At 61.0% G+C, this 18014-nt stretch carries 15 protein-coding genes; 6 read left to right on the forward strand and 9 right to left on the reverse strand.

The features are described from left to right. The first annotated feature begins 14 nt into the window (after positions 1 to 14). The 5 genes from NQ490_RS03670 to NQ490_RS03690 all read left to right on the forward strand — a co-directional run bounded on the left by NQ490_RS03670 (position 15) and on the right by NQ490_RS03690 (position 7283). Complete coding sequence (locus tag NQ490_RS03670) at positions 15 to 1628, forward strand: peptide chain release factor 3 (protein WP_007047494.1); 1614 nt, start codon at positions 15 to 17, stop codon at positions 1626 to 1628. A 36-nt stretch (positions 1629 to 1664) separates the two neighbouring features. Next, entirely contained in the window at positions 1665 to 2549 is an 885-nt protein-coding gene (locus NQ490_RS03675) for a YitT family protein (protein ID WP_007047495.1), read from the forward strand. A gap of 144 nt (positions 2550 to 2693) precedes the next feature. Then, entirely contained in the window at positions 2694 to 4082 is a 1389-nt protein-coding gene (locus NQ490_RS03680; RefSeq protein WP_007047496.1) for a radical SAM protein, read from the forward strand. Beyond that, entirely contained in the window at positions 4079 to 5239 is a 1161-nt protein-coding gene (locus tag NQ490_RS03685) for a hypothetical protein (protein WP_007047497.1), read from the forward strand. Before NQ490_RS03680 ends, NQ490_RS03685 begins: the two co-directional genes overlap by 4 nt. Continuing rightward, positions 5229 to 7283 (forward strand): AAA family ATPase, encoded by a 2055-nt coding sequence (locus tag NQ490_RS03690; RefSeq protein ID WP_147644690.1) that lies wholly within the window; start codon positions 5229 to 5231, stop codon positions 7281 to 7283. The genes NQ490_RS03685 and NQ490_RS03690 overlap by 11 nt, the downstream gene beginning before the upstream one ends. An 85-nt stretch (positions 7284 to 7368) precedes the next feature. On the opposite strand, the gene ptsP is transcribed toward NQ490_RS03690, so the two are convergent. The 7 genes from ptsP to NQ490_RS03725 form a co-directional block, all read right to left on the reverse strand. Beyond that, on the reverse strand, positions 7369 to 9048 hold the full coding sequence (ptsP, locus tag NQ490_RS03695; protein WP_007047499.1) for a phosphoenolpyruvate--protein phosphotransferase: 1680 nt from the start codon (positions 9046 to 9048) through the stop codon (positions 7369 to 7371). An 81-nt stretch (positions 9049 to 9129) separates the two neighbouring features. Beyond that, a complete protein-coding gene (locus tag NQ490_RS03700; RefSeq protein ID WP_007047500.1) occupies positions 9130 to 9387 on the reverse strand; it encodes an HPr family phosphocarrier protein in 258 nt (85 codons plus the stop codon). Between the two features lie 205 nt (positions 9388 to 9592). Beyond that, positions 9593 to 10423 (reverse strand): Cof-type HAD-IIB family hydrolase, encoded by an 831-nt coding sequence (locus NQ490_RS03705; protein WP_007047502.1) that lies wholly within the window; start codon positions 10421 to 10423, stop codon positions 9593 to 9595. Between the two features lie 83 nt (positions 10424 to 10506). Next, positions 10507 to 11946: a glycoside hydrolase family 1 protein gene (locus NQ490_RS03710; protein WP_007047503.1), complete on the reverse strand. Its 1440-nt coding sequence runs from the start codon at positions 11944 to 11946 to the stop codon at positions 10507 to 10509. Between the two features lie 88 nt (positions 11947 to 12034). Next, positions 12035 to 13699, reverse strand: coding sequence for a PTS transporter subunit EIIC (locus NQ490_RS03715; protein ID WP_242654991.1), 1665 nt, complete (start codon positions 13697 to 13699; stop codon positions 12035 to 12037). Between the two features lie 320 nt (positions 13700 to 14019). Further along, positions 14020 to 14739, reverse strand: coding sequence for a PRD domain-containing protein (locus tag NQ490_RS03720; protein WP_007047505.1), 720 nt, complete (start codon positions 14737 to 14739; stop codon positions 14020 to 14022). Positions 14740 to 15017: 278 nt separating this feature from the next. Continuing rightward, a complete protein-coding gene (locus tag NQ490_RS03725; RefSeq protein WP_040917813.1) occupies positions 15018 to 15800 on the reverse strand; it encodes an HAD family hydrolase in 783 nt (260 codons plus the stop codon). A 136-nt stretch (positions 15801 to 15936) separates the two neighbouring features. Between NQ490_RS03725 and NQ490_RS03730 the strand changes: the two genes are divergently transcribed. Next, positions 15937 to 16449: a gamma carbonic anhydrase family protein gene (locus tag NQ490_RS03730; RefSeq protein ID WP_007047508.1), complete on the forward strand. Its 513-nt coding sequence runs from the start codon at positions 15937 to 15939 to the stop codon at positions 16447 to 16449. 36 nt (positions 16450 to 16485) lie between these two features. On the opposite strand, the gene NQ490_RS03735 is transcribed toward NQ490_RS03730, so the two are convergent. Together NQ490_RS03735 and NQ490_RS03740 are read right to left on the reverse strand one after the other, a co-directional pair. Next, positions 16486 to 17202: an amino acid ABC transporter ATP-binding protein gene (locus NQ490_RS03735; protein ID WP_007047509.1), complete on the reverse strand. Its 717-nt coding sequence runs from the start codon at positions 17200 to 17202 to the stop codon at positions 16486 to 16488. After that, complete coding sequence (locus NQ490_RS03740) at positions 17189 to 17956, reverse strand: amino acid ABC transporter permease (RefSeq protein ID WP_007047510.1); 768 nt, start codon at positions 17954 to 17956, stop codon at positions 17189 to 17191. The genes NQ490_RS03735 and NQ490_RS03740 overlap by 14 nt, the downstream gene beginning before the upstream one ends. Between the last annotated feature and the right edge of the window lie 58 nt (positions 17957 to 18014).

Consider the following 18014-nt stretch of genomic DNA (forward strand, 5'->3'; position numbering starts at 1 on the left):
AGGAGTCAGTTTTCATGCCATCATTGCGCGAACAAATTGAAAGCCGGCGGACCTTTGCGATCATCTCGCACCCCGACGCCGGTAAAACCACCCTGACCGAAAAGCTGCTTTTGTACGGGGGCGCCATCCAGACGGCCGGTTCGGTCAAGGGCAAGCAGAGTGCCAAACACGCGGTGTCCGACTGGATGGACATCGAGAAACAGCGCGGTATCTCGGTCACTTCGTCGGTGCTGCAGTTCAACTACCAGGGCAAGTGCATCAACATTCTGGACACCCCCGGCCACCAGGACTTCAGCGAGGACACCTACCGTACCCTGATGGCGGCCGACTCCGCCGTCATGGTCATCGACGCCGCCAAGGGCGTGGAAGCGCAGACCATCAAGCTGTTCAAGGTCTGCACGCTGCGCCATATTCCCATCTTCACCTTCATCAACAAGATGGACCGGGAAGCCCGGGACCCCTTTGAACTGATGGACAACATCGAGGAGATCCTCGGCATCAAGACCTATCCCATGAACTGGCCCATCGGCTGCGGCAAGGGCTTCAAGGGCGTCTTTGACCGCAACGCCCGCCGGGTGCTGGCCTTCGAGAGCGACGGCCGTGCCAACGGCGTGAAGATGGTGGACGAGATCGAGGCCGAGCTGGGCGACGCCAAGCTGGACGAGCTCATCGGCGCCGACAACCACCAGAAACTGGCGGAGGATATCGAACTGCTGGACGGTGCCGCCGAGGAATTCGACCTGGAGGCCGTGCACAACGGTACGCTGTCGCCGGTATTCTTCGGTTCGGCGCTGACCAACTTCGGTGTGGAGCCCTTCCTGAAAGAGTTCCTTCGCCTGACCCCCACCCCGCTGCCCCGCAAGGATGCCATCTCCGGCGAGGTGGTGGATCCCTGCAGCGAGAATTTCTCCGGCTTCATCTTCAAGATCCAGGCCAACATGAACAAAAACCACCGGGACCGCATCGCTTTCCTGCGCATCTGCTCGGGCAAGTTCGAGCGCGGCATGGAGGCCTACCACGTGCAGGAGGGCAAGAACATCAAGCTGGCCACCGGCACCAGCCTGATGGCCGATGACCGGGCCATCGTCAGCGAAGCCTACGCCGGCGACATCATCGGTCTGTTTGATCCGGGCATCTTCTCCATAGGCGACACCCTGTGCACCGGCAAGCCCCATGTGCAGTTTGCCGGCATTCCCACCTTCGCGCCGGAGCATTTTGCCCGGGTGACCCAGGTGGATACCATGAAGCGCAAACAGTTCGTCAAGGGCATGGAGCAGATCGCCCAGGAGGGCGCCATCCAGATCTTCCGCGATCTGGGCTCCGGCATGGAGGAAGTCATCGTCGGCGTGGTGGGCGTGCTGCAGCTGGAAGTGCTGGAGTACCGCCTGAAAAACGAGTACAACGTGGAGATCCGCATGCAGCAGCTGCCTTATGAGTACCTGCGCTGGATCACCAACGACCCCGATGAGCTGGATCCCAAGCATCTGGACCTGACCAGCGATACCCGCCCCATTGAGGACCTGAAAGGAAACCATCTGCTGCTCTTCGGCAGCTCCTGGAGCATCAACTGGGCCGAACAGCACAACGAGAACCTGAAACTCTCGGAGTTCGGCAACCTGACGTTTTAACGGCTTGCGGCCGGTTTTGTGAGGAATCAAATATCTATGCTGCATCTTCTGCCCCAGCGCCCCACCAAAAAAATGCTGGTGGAGGACGCCAAGTTTTTCGCACTGCTCAACCTGGGCCTCATCGCCACCGCCCTGGGCATCGCCCTCTTCAAGACCCCCAACCATTTCGCCTTCGGCGGCACCTCGGGCCTTTCCATCATCCTGTCCAGTCTGTTCCCCCAGTGGAACGTGGGCTTCTTCATGTGGATCGTCAACGCCATCCTCGTTCTGCTGGGTTTCGCCTTTCTGGGCGTCCGGTCCATGGGCTGGACCATCTATTCTTCCTTTGCCCTGTCCTTCTTCGTCAGCCTGTGTGAACGGATCTGGCCGCTGACCGCCCCCCTGACCCACGATGTGTTTCTGGAACTGTGCTACGCCGTCATCCTGCCCGCCGTGGGCAGCGCCATCGTCTTCAACATCGGCGCCTCCACCGGCGGTACCGACATCGTCGCCATGATCCTGCACAAGTACACCAGTCTGGAGATCGGCCGCGCCCTGCTCATCAGTGACCTGGCCATCGTGCTGGTGGGCGCCTATCTCTATGGTCCCGCCACCGGACTGTACTGCATTCTGGGCATGGTGCTCAAGACTACCGTGGTAGACAGCGCCATCGAGAGCATCAACCTGCGCAAGGTCTGCACCGTGGTCACCACCAATCCCGGCCCGGTGCGGGATTTCATCGTCAAGGAGCTCAACCGTTCCGCTACCGAGGAACGGGCCGAGGGTGCCTACTCCCACGAGGAGAAATGGGTGCTCATGACGGTGCTCACCCGCGGCCAGGCCCAGCACCTGCGCCGTTTCGTGCGCCGCAACGATCCCCACGCCTTCATCACCATCGTCAACAGCAGCGAGATCGTGGGCAAGGGGTTCCGCTCCATCTGACTGTTTCCGCCATGCCTGCCGCCCTGTGCGGCAGGCATTTTTTGTTGTGCAGATCCCCCGGGGCTGCGGTTGTATTTACGCCCCATCTATGGTATACTTTTACCAATTTAACCATTCTGTAACTTTGCGGAGGAATCATCCCCGATGAAATACCTGACCTATGCGGAACGCGTCTTTCTGCACGGGCATCTGTCCCGTGTGCGCCATGTGACGCTGGACCCCGACGGTCCCGGCGTTGTACGCATCCACCTGATCCCCTGCCGCCGCCCCGACCGGGATACCCCCTTTGTGGCGATCCTCAACGGGCAGGACATTCTGCCCCTGAACGTCAGCTGGGCGATCCTGCTGACCAACCTGATCGACGCTTTGCACCCTCACAGCGGCAAGGAACTGACTCCCGCTGACTGGTCGGCCGTCACGGCCCAGGCCGTGGCCGCCACCCACAAAGTCTACCGCCGTACCCCGGAACTGCAGATCGAATCCGACCTGCAGCTGATGCTGGACTGTCTGTGTGCAGTGGCCCGGGGCCAGACCCCGCCGCTCCATGTGCAGCCGCTGCATCTGGGGGACTATGCCCCCCGGATGAACGCGCCCCATCGTATGGACCTGATGATCAGTTCCATGATGAAGGATGGCGCCTGGCACTGCAACCAGAAGTGTCTGCACTGTTACGCTGCCAACCAGCCGCTGGGCGCCGTTCCCGAGCTGGATACCGATCAATGGCTGGCCGTCATCGAGAAATGCCGCAGTGCGGGCATTCCCCAGCTGACCTTTACCGGCGGGGAGCCGACACTGCGCAACGATCTGATCAAACTTGTGCAAGCGGCCCAGTGGTTTGTGACCCGGCTGAACACCAACGGCCGGATGCTGACCAGCGCCATGTGCAAGGATCTGAAAAACGCCAGTCTGGACGCCGTCCAGATCACCTTCTATTCTGCCGACCCGGAGATCCACAACACCCTGGTGGGCGTGGACGGCTACACCGACACGCTGGGCGGCATCAAGAACGCCCTGGCTGCCGGGCTGAGCGTCAGCCTGAACACACCGCTGTGCAGTCTGAACCGGGATTACCTGGCCACGGTACAGCTGGCCCACGAGCTGGGCATCCGCTATCTGACCTGCAGCGGGCTGATTCCCGCAGGCAATGCCGAGACGGAAGCCAGCCGCGCCGAGCGTCTGACCCCCAACGAGCTGGTGGCAGTGCTGCGCCCCGCGATGGACTACGCCGCCGCCCACGGTATGGAGATCAACTTCACCAGCCCCGGCTGGCTGCCCGAGGAGACGCTGCGGGAACTGGGCTTCACCCAGATCCCCAGCTGCGGTGCCTGCCTTTCCAACATGGCGGTGGGCCCCGACGGCACCGTGCTGCCCTGTCAGAGCTGGCTGTCCGGCCCTGGCCTTGGGAATCTTTTACGCACGCCCTGGCACCGCATCTGGCACAGTGCCGCCTGCAGTGCCATCCGCAACACCAGCGCCGCCATGGAGCGGCGCTGCCAATTGGGGGATACACCCCTGCAGGAGGGCTGCCGATGAAAACCGTTTTTTCTGTCCGCCGCGCGGCCCTCTGGCTGGCGGCGCTGCTCTGCTGTTTGCTGACCGCCCTGCCCGTCTTTGCCGTGGATCAGGATCTGGCGCCCTACGCCGAAGAGGGGGACATGGACTACATCCGCAACTATGTGGTCACGGTAGACCTGCGGGAGGACGGTTCCGCCGATATCACCTACGACATCGACTGGCAGGTCATTGACGGGGATGCCACCCAGTACCTGACCTGGGTTAAGATCGGGCTGGCCAATTCCCATGTGGAGGACCTGACCCCGCTGACCGACACCATCGCCGACCTGCAATATTCCAGTGACGGCGGCAGCTATGCCAAGGTCGTCTTTGCCCGGCGCTACTACTCCCCCGCCGTAGCGGCCCAGAATGGCGGCGAGAGCGCGGTTCGGTTTGCCTTCTCGGTACATCAGAGTCATCTGTTCACCCGCAACGACGACGGCACGGCGAATTTCACCTTCACCCCCGGCTGGTTCGATGACCTGAGTGTGGGCAATATGCAGATCCGCTGGAAGAATGCCGATGGATTTGTTGCCGATAATACCGGTGTGGACGGGGACTACCTGATCTGGGATTTCGGCCCGCTGACCCACGGCCAGGCCGCCAAGGTCCACGTGACGGTGCCTATCACCTACTCCGAAGGCTATGCAGCCGACGCCGCCATGACTGCCGAGGACTACGGCAGCCCTGCCGATGATTTCGGTGCTGTGGCCTCCGGCGTCATGACAGTCCTGGTGCTTCTGGTGTTCTTCGGGTTCTGCTTCTTCCTCATTGCCTCCCGCTCCCCCTCCTGGGGCGGTGGTTTCGGCGGCGGGCTCTATCCCGATGACTGGTTCTGGTACACCAACGGCGTGCACACCATCCGCCGTGCCCGCACGGCACCACCTCCGCCGGGGTATCACCGCACCGATCCGCCCAAGAACTTCCAGCCTGGCGGAGGTTCCAGCCGCGGCGGCGGTGTGGGACGCCGGGACAGCGGCAGCAACGACCACCACTTCACCTGCGCCTGTGCCTGTGCCTCCAGCTGTGCCTGCGCCTGTGCCTGCGCCGGCGGTGGTCGTGCTGGATGCAGTGTGAAGGATTTCTACACCGTGAAGCTGCCCCGCCCGGAAAGGGAGAATGACGATGAGTCTTGAAGATCAATACGATGCCTGGGTCCGCGGCCTGATGGGCGGCCGCAAATACGCCGCCACCCCCGAGGAGACTTTCCGGGCCAACGAGGCCGTACAGCAGATGCAGTCGGAGCTGGACGCGCTGACCGCCGCCCAAAAACGTCAGAAAGCCGCCTCCGCAGCAGCGGAAACGGTGCAGAAAGCCGGCCGCCAGACCGCCGAACATGTCCGGCAGATGAGCAGTGAACTGACCCGTTCCCTGAAGCAGGACGGTCTGCTGGGCGGCACGGTGGCGGCTCCGACACCCCGCCCTGCTGCGACGGGCCGCGCGGACTTTTCCGGTGTGGCGGACAAGGTCAAAACCCATGTGCTGGGGCAGGACGCTTTTGTCTCTGCCGTGGTGAAAGCCTTCCGCCGTCCCTTTGTACTGGGCACCGTCTCTGACACCACCCGGGCGAAGAATCTGATGCTGCTCTGCGGTCCCGACGGCACCGGCCGACACTACACGCTGCACTGCGTGGTGGAGGAGCTGGCCGCCCGGGGCATTTTGCACAGTGCCTTGGTGGAAACGCTGGACCTGTCCCTCTACCCCGGCCCCGCACAGGAAAAACTCTTTCTGCAGGACCTCTACGCAGCCCTGCAGTCCGACGCCGAAGTGCTGGCATTCGACCACTACGAAGCCTGCGCCGCCACCTATCGGAACATGGTCGCCGCCCTTGCCATGGACGGCACGCTGGCCCTCTCCAGCCGGTATGTGCTGCAGCGGGGCATCCTGGTGGATGTGGGAACCGCACTGGCTCCCGGTGCCATTGGTGAGCTGCAGGCCGGGGGCAAGTATTTTGTCTTTTTCTCCGCCAAGGGGGAGGAAGCGCTGGCCGATGCCTTCGGCGCCCGCTTTGTGGATGCCGTGGCCGGGGATATCTGCCGTACCCAGCCTTTCACCCCCGAAGCCCTGGCCGCAGTGGCAGCCCGAGCTCTTAATGATTTGGCCCAGCGGGTGCGCCGTCAGTGCGGCCTGGCCCTGACCATGGGGGCCGATGTGCGGGATCTGCTGGCCGGCCAGTACGGCAAGGCCCGGGGCATGCAGGCCATACAGGATTTCGGCGATACGATCTACCGCGCCCTTGCCGAGTATGTGCTGGACGCCGACACCATCCCTGCCGACGGTACCCCGGCCCTGCTCACCGTGCAGGATAACCGGCTTTTCCTGGCTGTAGACGGCGGCACCCCCATGGATCTGCTGGCGCTGCTGCCCCAGCAGTACCGCGGCGACGTGGACGCCGTAGAGGCGGAGCTTTCCGCCATTATCGGCCTGACGGAAGTCAAGAACTATGTGCGGGATATTGCCAAAAACGTGCAGGCCCAGCAGCGGCGCAAGGCCCAGGGCCTGCAGGTGGCTGATGTGAACATGCACATGATCTTTACCGGTAACCCCGGCACCGGCAAAACCACCATTGCCCGCATTCTGGCCAAATACCTCAAGGCCATCGGTGCCCTGCGGGGCGGCCAGCTGGTGGAAGTCACCCGGGCCGACCTGGTAGGCCGCTACGTGGGCCATACGGCACCGCTGACCAACAGCGTGATCCAGAGTGCCCTGGGCGGCGTGCTCTTCATCGACGAGGCCTACAGCCTGTACCGCGGCGGAGAGGACAGCTTCGGTCTGGAAGCCATCGACACGCTGGTCAAGGGTATTGAGGATCACCGGAATGATCTGGTGGTGATCCTGGCCGGCTACACCAAAGAGATGGCGTTGTTCCTCAGCGCCAACTCGGGCCTGGCCAGCCGTTTCCCCAACCAGATCGAATTTCCCGACTATACCGGCGAAGAACTCTACCGCATCCTGCTTTCCCTGGCAAAGAGCAAGGGCTACACGCTGGAGGAAGGCTGCCGGGAACCTCTGACCACCTGGTTTGACCGCAAGCAGGCCGAGGACGCCGCCACCAACGGCAACGGCAGAATGGCACGCAACGCGCTGGAAAAGGCTATCCTGAATCAATCCCGGCGGCTTATTGCCGATCCTGCGGCCAGTCTGGAACTGCTGCTGCCCGGGGATTTTGACCTGGACTGACCTGAACAAAAACACAAAGGAGAGCCTCCCTTGGCGGGGAGGCTCTCCTTTTTCTTATCTTTCAGGTTGTGGCGGGACGCCCGGCTCAGCGCGCGGTGTAATCCTCGGCCAGATCGGCCAGGATACGGGGCGCAGTCTCCCGGGTATCGGTCATGCGGACGGCGTTGCGCAGCGGCAGCACCGAGCGCGGCGTGACGGACAGCTCGTCCACGCCGATGGCCAGGAAGGTCTCGGTCAGCGTCAGGTCAGCGCCCAGCTCGCCGCAGATGCCCACCCAGATGCCGTTCTTATGGGCATTCTCGGTAACCATCTGGATCAGGCGCAGCACCGACAGATGATGAGGATCATAGAACCGGCCCAGATCGTTGTTCTGACGGTCGCAGGCCAAGGTGTACTGAGTCAGATCGTTGGTGCCGATGCTGAAGAAGTCCACTTCCTTCGCCAGACGGTCACTGCAGACCGCAGCCGCCGGCGTCTCAATCATGATGCCGATCTGGACGTCCTCGCCGTAGGGAATGCCTTCCTTCTTCAGGTCACGCTTGACCTCCTCGCACATCCGCTTGGCTTCCCGGACTTCCCAGACGCTGGTGACCATGGGGAACATGATGCCCAGCTTGCCGAAAGCAGAGGCACGGAACAAGGCCCGCAGCTGGGTGCGGAAGATCTCCGGCCGGGTCAGGCAGATGCGCAGGGCGCGCATGCCCATGGCAGGGTTGTCCTCCTTGGGCAGGTTGAAGTACCCGATCTGCTTGTCGGCACCGATGTCCAGCGTGCGGATGATGACTTCCTTGCCGTCCATGTCGGACAGAACGGTCTTGTAGGCCTCAAACTGCTCGTCCTCGGTGGGATAATCCTTGCTGTTGAGATAGAGGAACTCGCTGCGGAACAGGCCGATGCCGCCGCCGTCGTTGACCTGCACGGCGTGGACGTCCTCGGGAGAGCCAATGTTGCAGTAGATGCGGATGGTCTTGCCGTCCTTGGTGACGTTGGCCTGGCCCTTGAGAGTCTCCAGCAGCCGCTGCAGACGCAGCTGCTCTTCCCGCTTCTTCATCAGGCGGTCACGGGTATCGTCGTCGGGGTCAATGACCAGCGCACCGGTGCTGCCGTCGGCGATGGCCTGGCGGCCCTCATACTCCGGCTTCAGGGCGTCGCCCAGGCCCACGATGGCCGGGATGCCCATGGTACGGGCCAGAATGGCGGTATGGCTGGAACCGGAACCGCCCGCCGTGACAAAGCCCAGGATCTTGGTCTTGTCCAGCTGGATGGTCTCGGACGGGGCCAGGTCGTCGGCTGCCAGCAGCACCGGCACCTCCGACGCAATGCCGCCCTGCACCACACCGCACAGAATGCTCAGGATGCGCTGGCTGACGTCCTTCACGTCGGCCGCACGGGCCTGCATATAGGCGTCATCCATCGAAGCGAACATGGCGGCGAACTGCTCGGCCACGTCGGAGACAGCGGCCTCGGCATTCAGCTTTTCTTCGTTGATGAGGTTTTCGATGGCCTCCTCATAATCGAGGTCTTCCGCCATCATCTGATGGGTCTCAAACAGCATGGCGGCTTCGTCGCCGGCCTCGGCGCGGGCCTGCTCGGCCAGCTTGCCCAGCTGCTCGATGGCGCCGGTCTGAGCACCTTTGAAACGATGCCACTCGGCCTCGGTATCTTCCACAGTATAACGCTTGATCTCGGCGGTGGCACGACGATAAAAATACAGCGGGCCGATGCCGACACCAGCAGAAACACCCTTGCCCTGGATGGTGATCATGTGGGAACCTCCTTACAATACTAGCAAAGGCCGCGCCGCCATACCAGTACAGCGGCCGCGGCCTTCGGAGTTTTTTTGTGATTACAGATGCTCGTTGAAGAACTTCTCCAGCGCAGGAGCGGCCGTCTCTTCGTCGGCACCCTCGACCTGAACGGTCACGGTGTCGCCGCACTTGATGCCCATGCCCATGAGCGCCATCAGCTTGACGGCGTTGACGGACTTGTCACCCTTGATGATGGTCACAGTGCTCTGATAGCCCTTGACTTCCTTGACCAGCAAACCGGCCGGACGAGCATGGATGCCCACAGGCTCCTTGATCGTATACGTGAACTCTTTCATTGCTTTTTCCTCCCATAGTCGCGTGCCCCACAGGCACACGTGACATATAATTAAGTCGTTATTATAATAACATACTCAGCGTGCATCGTCAACGGAAAATAGCCCAAAAATGCACGGCTTTTTTGTGTATTTCGGTCAAATTTTGGCCCGAAAAGCGCATCGTCCGTCCATATCCCGGCCTGTTTTTTGTACAATTGTACCTTTTTCACAAAAGGCCCAGATGATCGAACGCCTTGTACAATCCGTCGCATTCCACATCGTCGGTCACATAGTCGGCGGCAGCCCGGATCTCCGGCCCGCCGTTGCCCATGGCCACCCCGCAGGCGCAGGCTTCCAGCAGCGGCACATCCACCTTGGCATCGCCGAATCCGATGGTGTCGGCGGCATCAGCACCCAGATACGCCAGCAATACCTGCACGGCATGGGCTTTGGTGATCCCCTTGACGCCCAGGTCGCCGAAGAGTGCGGTCTTCCCTTTTCCGCCCCAGGTACCGGGCTGCAGGTCCGGAAAGGCCGCCGCCGAATCCAGATGGTCCTGGTAGCTGCGAAGCAGAAAACTGATTTTATTGACGTCGTCCCGGTAGAGAGTCCCCCCGTAGATCATGTCGGGCATCATGGTGCGCACCGTGACCCCCTCGGCGGAGCCGCCCTTGCGCCGGGTGTATTCCATGATCGCCGGCTGGGCAGCCGTCTCAAACCGCTCACTGGCAAACAGGCCGTTGTTGCTCTCCAGATAAAATTCCAGCCCGCGCTGGTGGAGCCAATCCACCACGCGGCGGCACTGGTCTGCCGTGAGATGCTGATGCATGACCACATGGCCGTGGTCCTCCACATAGCTGCCGTTGCCGCCGATCATGCCGTCCAGCCCCAGTTCCCACAGGTTGGGATAGACCTCCGCTTTGCTGCGTCCGGTACAGAGATAGACCCGGTGACCGTTGGCCCTCGCCATGCGGACGGCCGCCGCTGCAGACTCCGGCAGACGGTTTTCATAATCCACCAGAGTGCCGTCCACATCCAGAAACAGGATTTTGGACATGGTGTCCTCCTTACTGGAAATGCGCCGGGCCGATGGGCCCGGCGCATTTCCGTGCTTTTATGATGAAAGTGGAGAATCGCGAATCAGGTCAGGTCCGCGCCGTTGGAGGCGATGACCTTCTTGTACCAGTAGAAGGAATCCTTGCGCAGGCGGCTCAGATCGCCGGTACCGTCGTCGTATTTCTTGACGTAGATAAAGCCGTAGCGCTTGGCCATCTCACCGGTGGAGGCGGAAACCAGGTCGATGCAGCCCCAGGGCGTGTACCCCATCAGGTCCACGCCGTCCTTGACGGCTTCGGCCATCTGCTCGATGTGGGCACGCAGATAGTCAATGCGGTAGCTGTCGTGCACGGTACCGTCGGCTTCCAGGGTATCCCGGGCGCCCAGACCGTTTTCCACCACCATGACCGGGATGCGGTAACGGTCGTAGATCTCGTTCAGGGAGTAGCGCAGGCCCTGGGGATCGATCTGCCAGCCCCAGTCGGAGGCCTTCAGGTAGGGGTTCTTGAAGCCCTGGGCCACGTTGCCTTCCGTCTTGGTGGCATCATCATGGGTGGTGATGCAGTTGGACATGTAGTAGCTGAAGGTGTAGAAGTCCACAGTGCCGTTCTTCAGAATTTCAGCGTCGCCGGGTTCCATATGGATGGTCACGCCCATCTCTTCCCACAGGCGCTTGGCGTAGGCCGGGTACTCGCCGCGGACCTGTACGTCGGAGCAATACCAGTTGGTCTTGCGCATGGCCTGCTGATTGGCCAGGATGTCGGCCGGGTCGCAGGTGTAGGGGTAGGACGTGATGAAGCAATCCATGTTACCCATCTTGTACTCCGGATAGTGGTCGTGGGCGTACTTCACCGCCAGGGCGCTGGCGATGAACTGGTGATGCAGCGCCTGCAGGCGGGTCTGGGGATCGTCGGGCATGGCCACGGCGGGACCGCGGTAGCCCTTGCAGGTGCCCAGGGAAAGCACCCCGCCGAAAGGCATCATGCCGGCGTTGATCTCGTTGAAGGTCAGCCAGTACTTGACCTTGCCCTGGTACCGGGCAAAGATCGCCTTGCAGTAGTTCATGTAGAAGTCCACCAGCTTGCGGTCTGCCCAGCCGTTGTACTTCTCCACCAGAGCGTAGGGCAGCTCATAGTGGCTGATGGTCACCAGCGGTTCGATGCCATGCTTCTTGCAGCAGTCGAAAACGCGGTCATAGAAGGCCAGGCCTGCCTCGTTGGGCTCGCTCTCCTCCCCGGTAGGGAAGATGCGCGTCCAGTTGATGGAGGTGCGGAAGGTCTTGAAGCCCATCTCGGCAAAGAGGGCGATGTCCTCCTCGTAGTGATGGTAGAAGTCGATGGCCTCGTGGCTGGGATAGAACTTGTCCGGCTCGATGGTGGGGGTCAGCAGTTTGGGGGTGGTGTGGGTACCGTTGGTGCACAGATCGGGGATGCTGGGGCCTTTGCCGTCCACATCCCAGGCGCCCTCAAACTGGTTGGCGGCACAGGCGCCGCCCCAAAGAAAATCGTCACGGAAAACGCTCATGGTGGGATCCTCCTGTTGTTAAAAAAGAACGGGGTGCGGCGCTGCTGCCGCGCCCCGCGGATACCGGATGGAAATGCGATCGTTCGCCTTACTTTTTGGCGGGTTCCTCGGAATAGGTGAAGAAGGTACCCACAAAGCCCAGCACCACGGCGATCAGAGAGATCACGATGGCCACGATCATGCCGCCAACCTCATTGGTGCTGAGGTTAATGAACTGGGTATAAGCAAAAACGCCCAGGCCGCCCATGGAGTAGGCGATGGTGTTGGTGGCTACCATGGCCGCACCGGCGATGGCCGCCACAATGCAGGTGACCACGAAGGGCTTTTTCTTGGGAAGGGTCAGGCCGTAGATAGCAGGCTCGGTGACACCGGCGATGGCCGAAATGAAGGCCGGCGGGCAGAGAGAACGGGTCTTGGCGTTCTTGGTCTTGACCCAGATGGCCAGGACGGCACCGGTCTGGGCAAAGGTGGTGCCCAGCATGGCGGAGAGGATGGTATCCTGACCGACGGTCTGCAGGTTGTTGAGCATCATGGGTACCAGTGCCCAGTGCAGGCCGAACATGACGAGGATCTGCCACAGACCACCGATCACGAAGCCGTAAACCACGCCGCTGATGCCGGCCAGCCAGCTGAAGAACATGGCCAGCAGGTCTGCCGCCGCCGACGCAATGGGTCCGATGATCCACAGGGTCAGCGCGAAGGTGACGGTGCATGTGATCAGCGGCACGGTGAACATTTTGATGGTTTCGGGGATGAATTTCTTGTACAGTTTCTCAAACCAGGCGGCGAAGGCCACAGCACAGATGATGGGGATGATGCTGGAGGAGTAATCGCCGGAGGAAGGCATGGTGACGGGGATCATGAACAGACTGCTGTGATCCATCGTGCTGGAGGAAACCATGTAGGGATAGAGCAGGCCGGCACCGATGATCATGCCTTCAAATTCGGGCAGGCCGAACTTTTTGGCGGCACTGTAAGCCAGCAGGATGGGCATGAAGTAGAAGAAAGCATCGCCCAGAGAGTAGAGGATGTTGTAGGTGGAACCGGCGCCATCCAGTACGCCCAGGGCCACAAAGAGGGACAGCAGGCCTTTCAGGATACCGCAGGCACACAGCACGCCCAGGGCCGGAGTGAATACGCCGGTGATGATGCCGACGAAGGCACCAAAGGGATCAAACTTTTTGGGGGCGTTATCGGCGGGCGCCTCCTGTACGGGATTGCCGCCTTCGTCCACAGAGCCAGCGCCCGTCAGATGCCCGACTTCGCATACTGCCTCGTAGACATCGTTAACGTGGTTGCCGATCACGATCTGATACTGGCCGCCGCTCTGCATCACGGTCACGATGCCGTCGGTTTCTTTCAGCACTTCCGTCTGCGCCTTGCTCTCATCCTTGAGCTTGAAACGCAGCCGGGTGATGCAGTGCGTCAGCGAGATGATATTGCTCTTGCCGCCCACATTCTGGATAATAATGCGCGCAAGACCGTCGTATTTACTAGCCATAAGTCGATTCTCCTTTTGATTTGTCTGGTAGGCCTCTTCGGTCAGTTCAAGGCGCAGGTGTCCGTTGTGCAGGCTTACCTGTGCCACGGCCGGCAGTGCGGCCAGGGCATCGGTGTCTGCCAGGCTCTGGTCCTTGAGGGTGATCGAAAAGCGGTGTCCCCGCCGATTGACGGCGGCCATGTTGTCTGTCCCGCCCAACAACGGGACCAGTGTACTCAGCAGGTCAGGCTGTTGCTCTGACGCTGTCTGCATGGCTGCCGCCTCCTTCCGGAACGGGATGATGCCCCCGACGAGATAAGTTCTATATAACGCACCGTCCTCGCGCGCCGGACGGCGGATATACCAAAAAAATACACCCATTCCACCAGAATACACCCCGCCGGGGCGTACACATGGTGTCCTGGGTGACGCCCCGCAAACCAGGTGCGGGTAACGATCCTTTCCACTTGTGCCAAGGATGATTCAGTTTGTGCCGGCCCGTTCGGCCTGCACGCGGTGGATGTGCATCAGCAGGTAGAGCTGTTCTTCCTGGGTGCAGTTCCAGTGGTAGTTTTCTGCAAAAAGGCGGTGATCTACTCTACGCAGGCGTACACATCGGGATATTCCCGGTGCATCGTCCGCAGCATGGCCTGCATGCCGTCGTCACCGTTCAAAGCTTTTCCTTCCATCATACGCTGTACCAGGTACCGCATATGCATGGCAAAACGGGAATAGCTGAAGCTGTCTTTATCCAGACGGATCTGCAGATGCTCTTCCACCAGGTCCGAGATCTCGGAGATGACTTTGGTGGTCAGCATCGTCGCATGCATATCCCCCACCTCGGCTTCCGCCGTGATGATGTGCAGCGCAATGCTGATGGCTTCGTTCTCCGGCAGATCCACCTGCAGCTGTTCCCGCAGCGCCTTCAGGGCTGTGTGGGCCAGCTCATATTCCTGGGGATAGAGATGCCGGATATCGTAGGCAAGCGGTGTCTGAAGGGCGACGCCCTCCCGGCAGCGCTGGATGGCAAAATTCAGATGGTCGGCCAGTACGTAGGTCAGATTGGGATTCAGCGGACAGTTCAGTTCATCCCGGGCATTTTCGGCGATGTCGTCCGCCGCCAGAAAAACCTCCTGGGGCACATCCCGCAGCAGATCAAAGTATTTTTCATCAACATCATAGAAGGTGCGCTGCACCGCGGAGAGATCCGCCAGTTCATACGGCGTAGCCGGAAATCCGATGCCCTTGCCGAAGACGATCATCTCCCGCCCCTTGGCGTCCTGGGCCAGCGCCACATTTTTGATTACTTTCATCTACAGCCCGCCCTGGCGCGTTTATTCTGGTCCAAACGGAAATTTTGAGCAAAAAATAAACTCCCCGTGGCAAAGATACGTACAAACATACAAAGCTGACCTTAGGGATGTATGCGTACAAGTAATGCCTCGCAGGAGTAACAATCTTGTTGTAATTTTTTTACATCGGCAAGATGCATTTGTCCATGCGCAAAATTACAAAGTTTATTCATACTTTTTGTGCAACCTGTGCAAGTCCGCATTTTTTATCTGTGCGATTTGCACAGGTGTAAAATGTCTCAGACACTGCCGCCCGCCGCCAGCACCCGCATGACCGCTTCGGGCCGCGGGGTATGCCGGGCATATCGCTGGCGCAGCGGTTCCGCAGCGCTGTCCATGATATAGGGCATCCCCACCAGGTCCAGCATGGCGGTATCGTTGTAATTGTCCCCGAAGGCCAGCACCTCCCCGGGGTCCACGCCCAGCACTTCGCAGAGTTTCCGCACGCCGGTACCCTTGTTGGCCAGAGTGGTGTCGATCCAGTACGGTCCCGCCACCGCGCAGTTGGCCTCCTGCCAGCGCGGCACAAAGCGGTCCGCATAGGATTCCACGCCCTCGTGGAGATAGACCGATACCTTGACGATCTCCTCCGGTACATCGGCGGGATCCCGGATGATCTCATACCGGTTGCCGATGAACCGCACGCGGTCCAGCATGCCCAGGCCGCGCTCCATCAGATAGGCGCAGTTCTGGCCTGAGAGCATGACTTCTCCCTGGCCGTCGCTGCGCTCCCACATATCACGGGCAATGGCCTCGGCCAGCGCCCGGGGCATGGGCGTCTTGCCGATGCACGCTTCGTTTTTATAGAGGACGGCCCCGTTCTCGCACAGAAAGGCACACCGGTCCGCCACCGGAGCAAACAGTGCTTTCTGGCTGGTATACTGCCGCCCCGACGCCGGACAAAAGAGAATGCCGCGGTCCGCCAGCGCCTCGATCAGCCCAAAAACCTCCGGCTCCAACGTCTTGCGGCCATAGGGCAGCAGCGTACCGTCCAGGTCGCTGCAGATCATTTTGATGGACATACTTTCTTCCCTGCCTGTTTTGCAATCTTCGCGGTGCATCCCGCATAATGGTATTGTACCATACCCGGGCTGCCTTTTGCAATTTCGGGCCGGTTGATGTATCATAGAATCATACACAGAATCTGAGGTGATTTCCATGGCATTCCATACCGTGAAGGGCAAGGCCCCCGTGGACGGGGGCGCGGTCTTTGTGGCAGAAAACGCAACGCTGGCCGGCGACGTCCGGCTGGAGGAAGGTTCCAGCGTCTGGTACGGCGCCGTCCTGCGGGCCGACACCGGGCGCATCGTGGTGGGGGCCGGCAGCAACGTACAGGACAACGCCGTGCTGCACACCGGCCCGGGGCTGGATGTGGTGCTGGGACGGGGTGTTTCCATCGGCCATGCCGCCGTGGTGCATGGCTGCATGATCGGCGACGGCTGCATGATCGGCATGAACGCCACCGTGCTCAACGGGGCCGTCGTCGGGCCGGGCTGCCTGATCGCCGCCGGGGCACTGATCCCCGAGCGGATGCAGGTGCCCGCCGGCAGCCTGGTCATGGGAGTGCCGGGTCGGGTGGTGCGCCCGGTCAGTTCCCAACAGGCAGCTTTCATCGCCGCCAACGAGGAGGAATACCGGCAGCTGGCCCGGCTCCACGCCGAAGGGCAATAAAGAAGCGGTCCCGCTGACAGCGGGACCGCTTCTGGTTTACAGGACTTTGGAGAGGAACGCCTTGAGACGCTCGTTCTCCGGATTATCGAAGAATTCCTTGGGCGGTTTGTCCACCTTGACCACACCCTCATCAATGAAGATGATGCGGTTGGCCACTTCCCGGGCAAAGCCCATCTCGTGGGTGACGCAGACCATCGTCATGCCGCCCCGGGCCAGCTCCTTCATCAGTTCCAGCACCTCGCCCACCATCTCGGGGTCCAGGGCGGAGGTAGGCTCGTCGAAGAGCAGCACATCGGGGTTCATGGCCAGCGCCCGCACAATGGCAATGCGCTGTTTCTGACCGCCGGACAGCATGTTCGGGTAGGCGTTGGCTTTCTCGGCCAGGCCGATGCGCTGCAGCAGCTCCATCGCCTTGGCGTCGGCTTCCTCCTGCTTCATCAGGCCCAGGCGCACCGGTGCCAGCGTGATGTTCCTTTTCACCGTCAGGTGCGGGAAGAGGTTGAAATGCTGGAACACCATGCCCATCTTCTGGCGCACGCGGTCGATGTCCTTGTCGGTTACTTCCTCGCCGTTGAAGATGATCTGGCCGCCGTCAGGTTCCTCCAACCGGTTGAGGCAGCGCAGGAAGGTGGACTTGCCGCAGCCCGAAGGGCCGACCAGCACGACGCAGTCGCCCTTGTTGATGGTCAGGTTCACGCCGCGCAGCACCTGCAGGCCGCCGAAATGCTTTTGCAGATTTTTAACGTCGATCACTTTGCGCCAGTCTCCTTTCCAGTTTTCCCAGCAGGGCGCTGAAGAGCAGCACCAGCACCAGGTAGATGGCCGCCACGCCCAGCAGCGGGAACATGGCCTCGTAGGTACGGTTCATGACACCCTGGGCCGCATAGAGCAGCTCCTTGCCGCCGATAACCGTGATGAGGGAGGTATCCTTGAGCAGGATGATGAACTCATTGCCCAGGGACGGCAGGATGGAACGGATGGCCTGGGGAATGATGATCAGCACCATCGTCGTGATGTAGTTCAGGCCCAGACTGCGGCCCGCCTCCATCTGGCCGGGATCCACCGCCATCAGACCGCCGCGGATGATCTCCGACACGTAGGCCCCCGAGTTGATGCCCAGCGCCAGCGCACCAACCATGGTAAAGTTGCGGCTGCTGGCAAAGATGACCATGCTCATGATGAGCAGCTGTACCATCATAGGGGTGCCGCGGATGACCGTGGCATACACCTGGCAGATCACGTTGACGAAGCCCAGCACCGGGTTGCGGTGATGGGGGCGCTGCTGATCATGGGCCACACGGACCAGGGCCACCACGGACCCCAGCACCACGCCCAGCACCAGCGCGATGGCGGTGACCAGCAGGGTGGTGCCCACGCCTTCGATGTACTGCAGCCAGCGGTCATTGTACAAAAACGCCTGATAGAATTTGACGAAGAATTCCTGGCCGAAGGTCAGGCTTCCGCCGCTTTTTGCCAGTTCCGAAAGCGCCTCAAACTGTGCTTCCATCCGTTCCACAACCTTTCCTGTAGGACAAAGAGAAGGCGCGCCGGGTTCCCGGCGTGCC

Origin of the sequence: Subdoligranulum variabile, from assembly GCF_025152575.1 — a bacterium.
GTDB lineage: Bacteria > Bacillota > Clostridia > Oscillospirales > Ruminococcaceae > Gemmiger > Gemmiger variabilis.

Excerpts from the sequence above, each read along its gene's own strand:
- NQ490_RS03670 (WP_007047494.1), top strand. The coding sequence starts at position 15 with ATGCCATCATTGCGCGAACAAATTGAAAGCCGGCGGACCTTTGCGATC.
- NQ490_RS03675 (WP_007047495.1), top strand. The coding sequence starts at position 1,665 with ATGCTGCATCTTCTGCCCCAGCGCCCCACCAAAAAAATGCTGGTGGAG.
- NQ490_RS03680 (WP_007047496.1), top strand. The coding sequence starts at position 2,694 with ATGAAATACCTGACCTATGCGGAACGCGTCTTTCTGCACGGGCATCTG.
- NQ490_RS03685 (WP_007047497.1), top strand. The coding sequence starts at position 4,079 with ATGAAAACCGTTTTTTCTGTCCGCCGCGCGGCCCTCTGGCTGGCGGCG.
- NQ490_RS03690 (WP_147644690.1), top strand. The coding sequence starts at position 5,229 with ATGAGTCTTGAAGATCAATACGATGCCTGGGTCCGCGGCCTGATGGGC.
- ptsP (WP_007047499.1), bottom strand. The coding sequence starts at position 9,048 with ATGATCACCATCCAGGGCAAGGGTGTTTCTGCTGGTGTCGGCATCGGC.
- NQ490_RS03700 (WP_007047500.1), bottom strand. The coding sequence starts at position 9,387 with ATGAAAGAGTTCACGTATACGATCAAGGAGCCTGTGGGCATCCATGCT.
- NQ490_RS03705 (WP_007047502.1), bottom strand. The coding sequence starts at position 10,423 with ATGTCCAAAATCCTGTTTCTGGATGTGGACGGCACTCTGGTGGATTAT.
- NQ490_RS03710 (WP_007047503.1), bottom strand. The coding sequence starts at position 11,946 with ATGAGCGTTTTCCGTGACGATTTTCTTTGGGGCGGCGCCTGTGCCGCC.
- NQ490_RS03715 (WP_242654991.1), bottom strand. The coding sequence starts at position 13,699 with ATGCAGACAGCGTCAGAGCAACAGCCTGACCTGCTGAGTACACTGGTC.
- NQ490_RS03720 (WP_007047505.1), bottom strand. The coding sequence starts at position 14,739 with ATGAAAGTAATCAAAAATGTGGCGCTGGCCCAGGACGCCAAGGGGCGG.
- NQ490_RS03725 (WP_040917813.1), bottom strand. The coding sequence starts at position 15,800 with ATGTCCATCAAAATGATCTGCAGCGACCTGGACGGTACGCTGCTGCCC.
- NQ490_RS03730 (WP_007047508.1), top strand. The coding sequence starts at position 15,937 with ATGGCATTCCATACCGTGAAGGGCAAGGCCCCCGTGGACGGGGGCGCG.
- NQ490_RS03740 (WP_007047510.1), bottom strand. The coding sequence starts at position 17,956 with ATGGAAGCACAGTTTGAGGCGCTTTCGGAACTGGCAAAAAGCGGCGGA.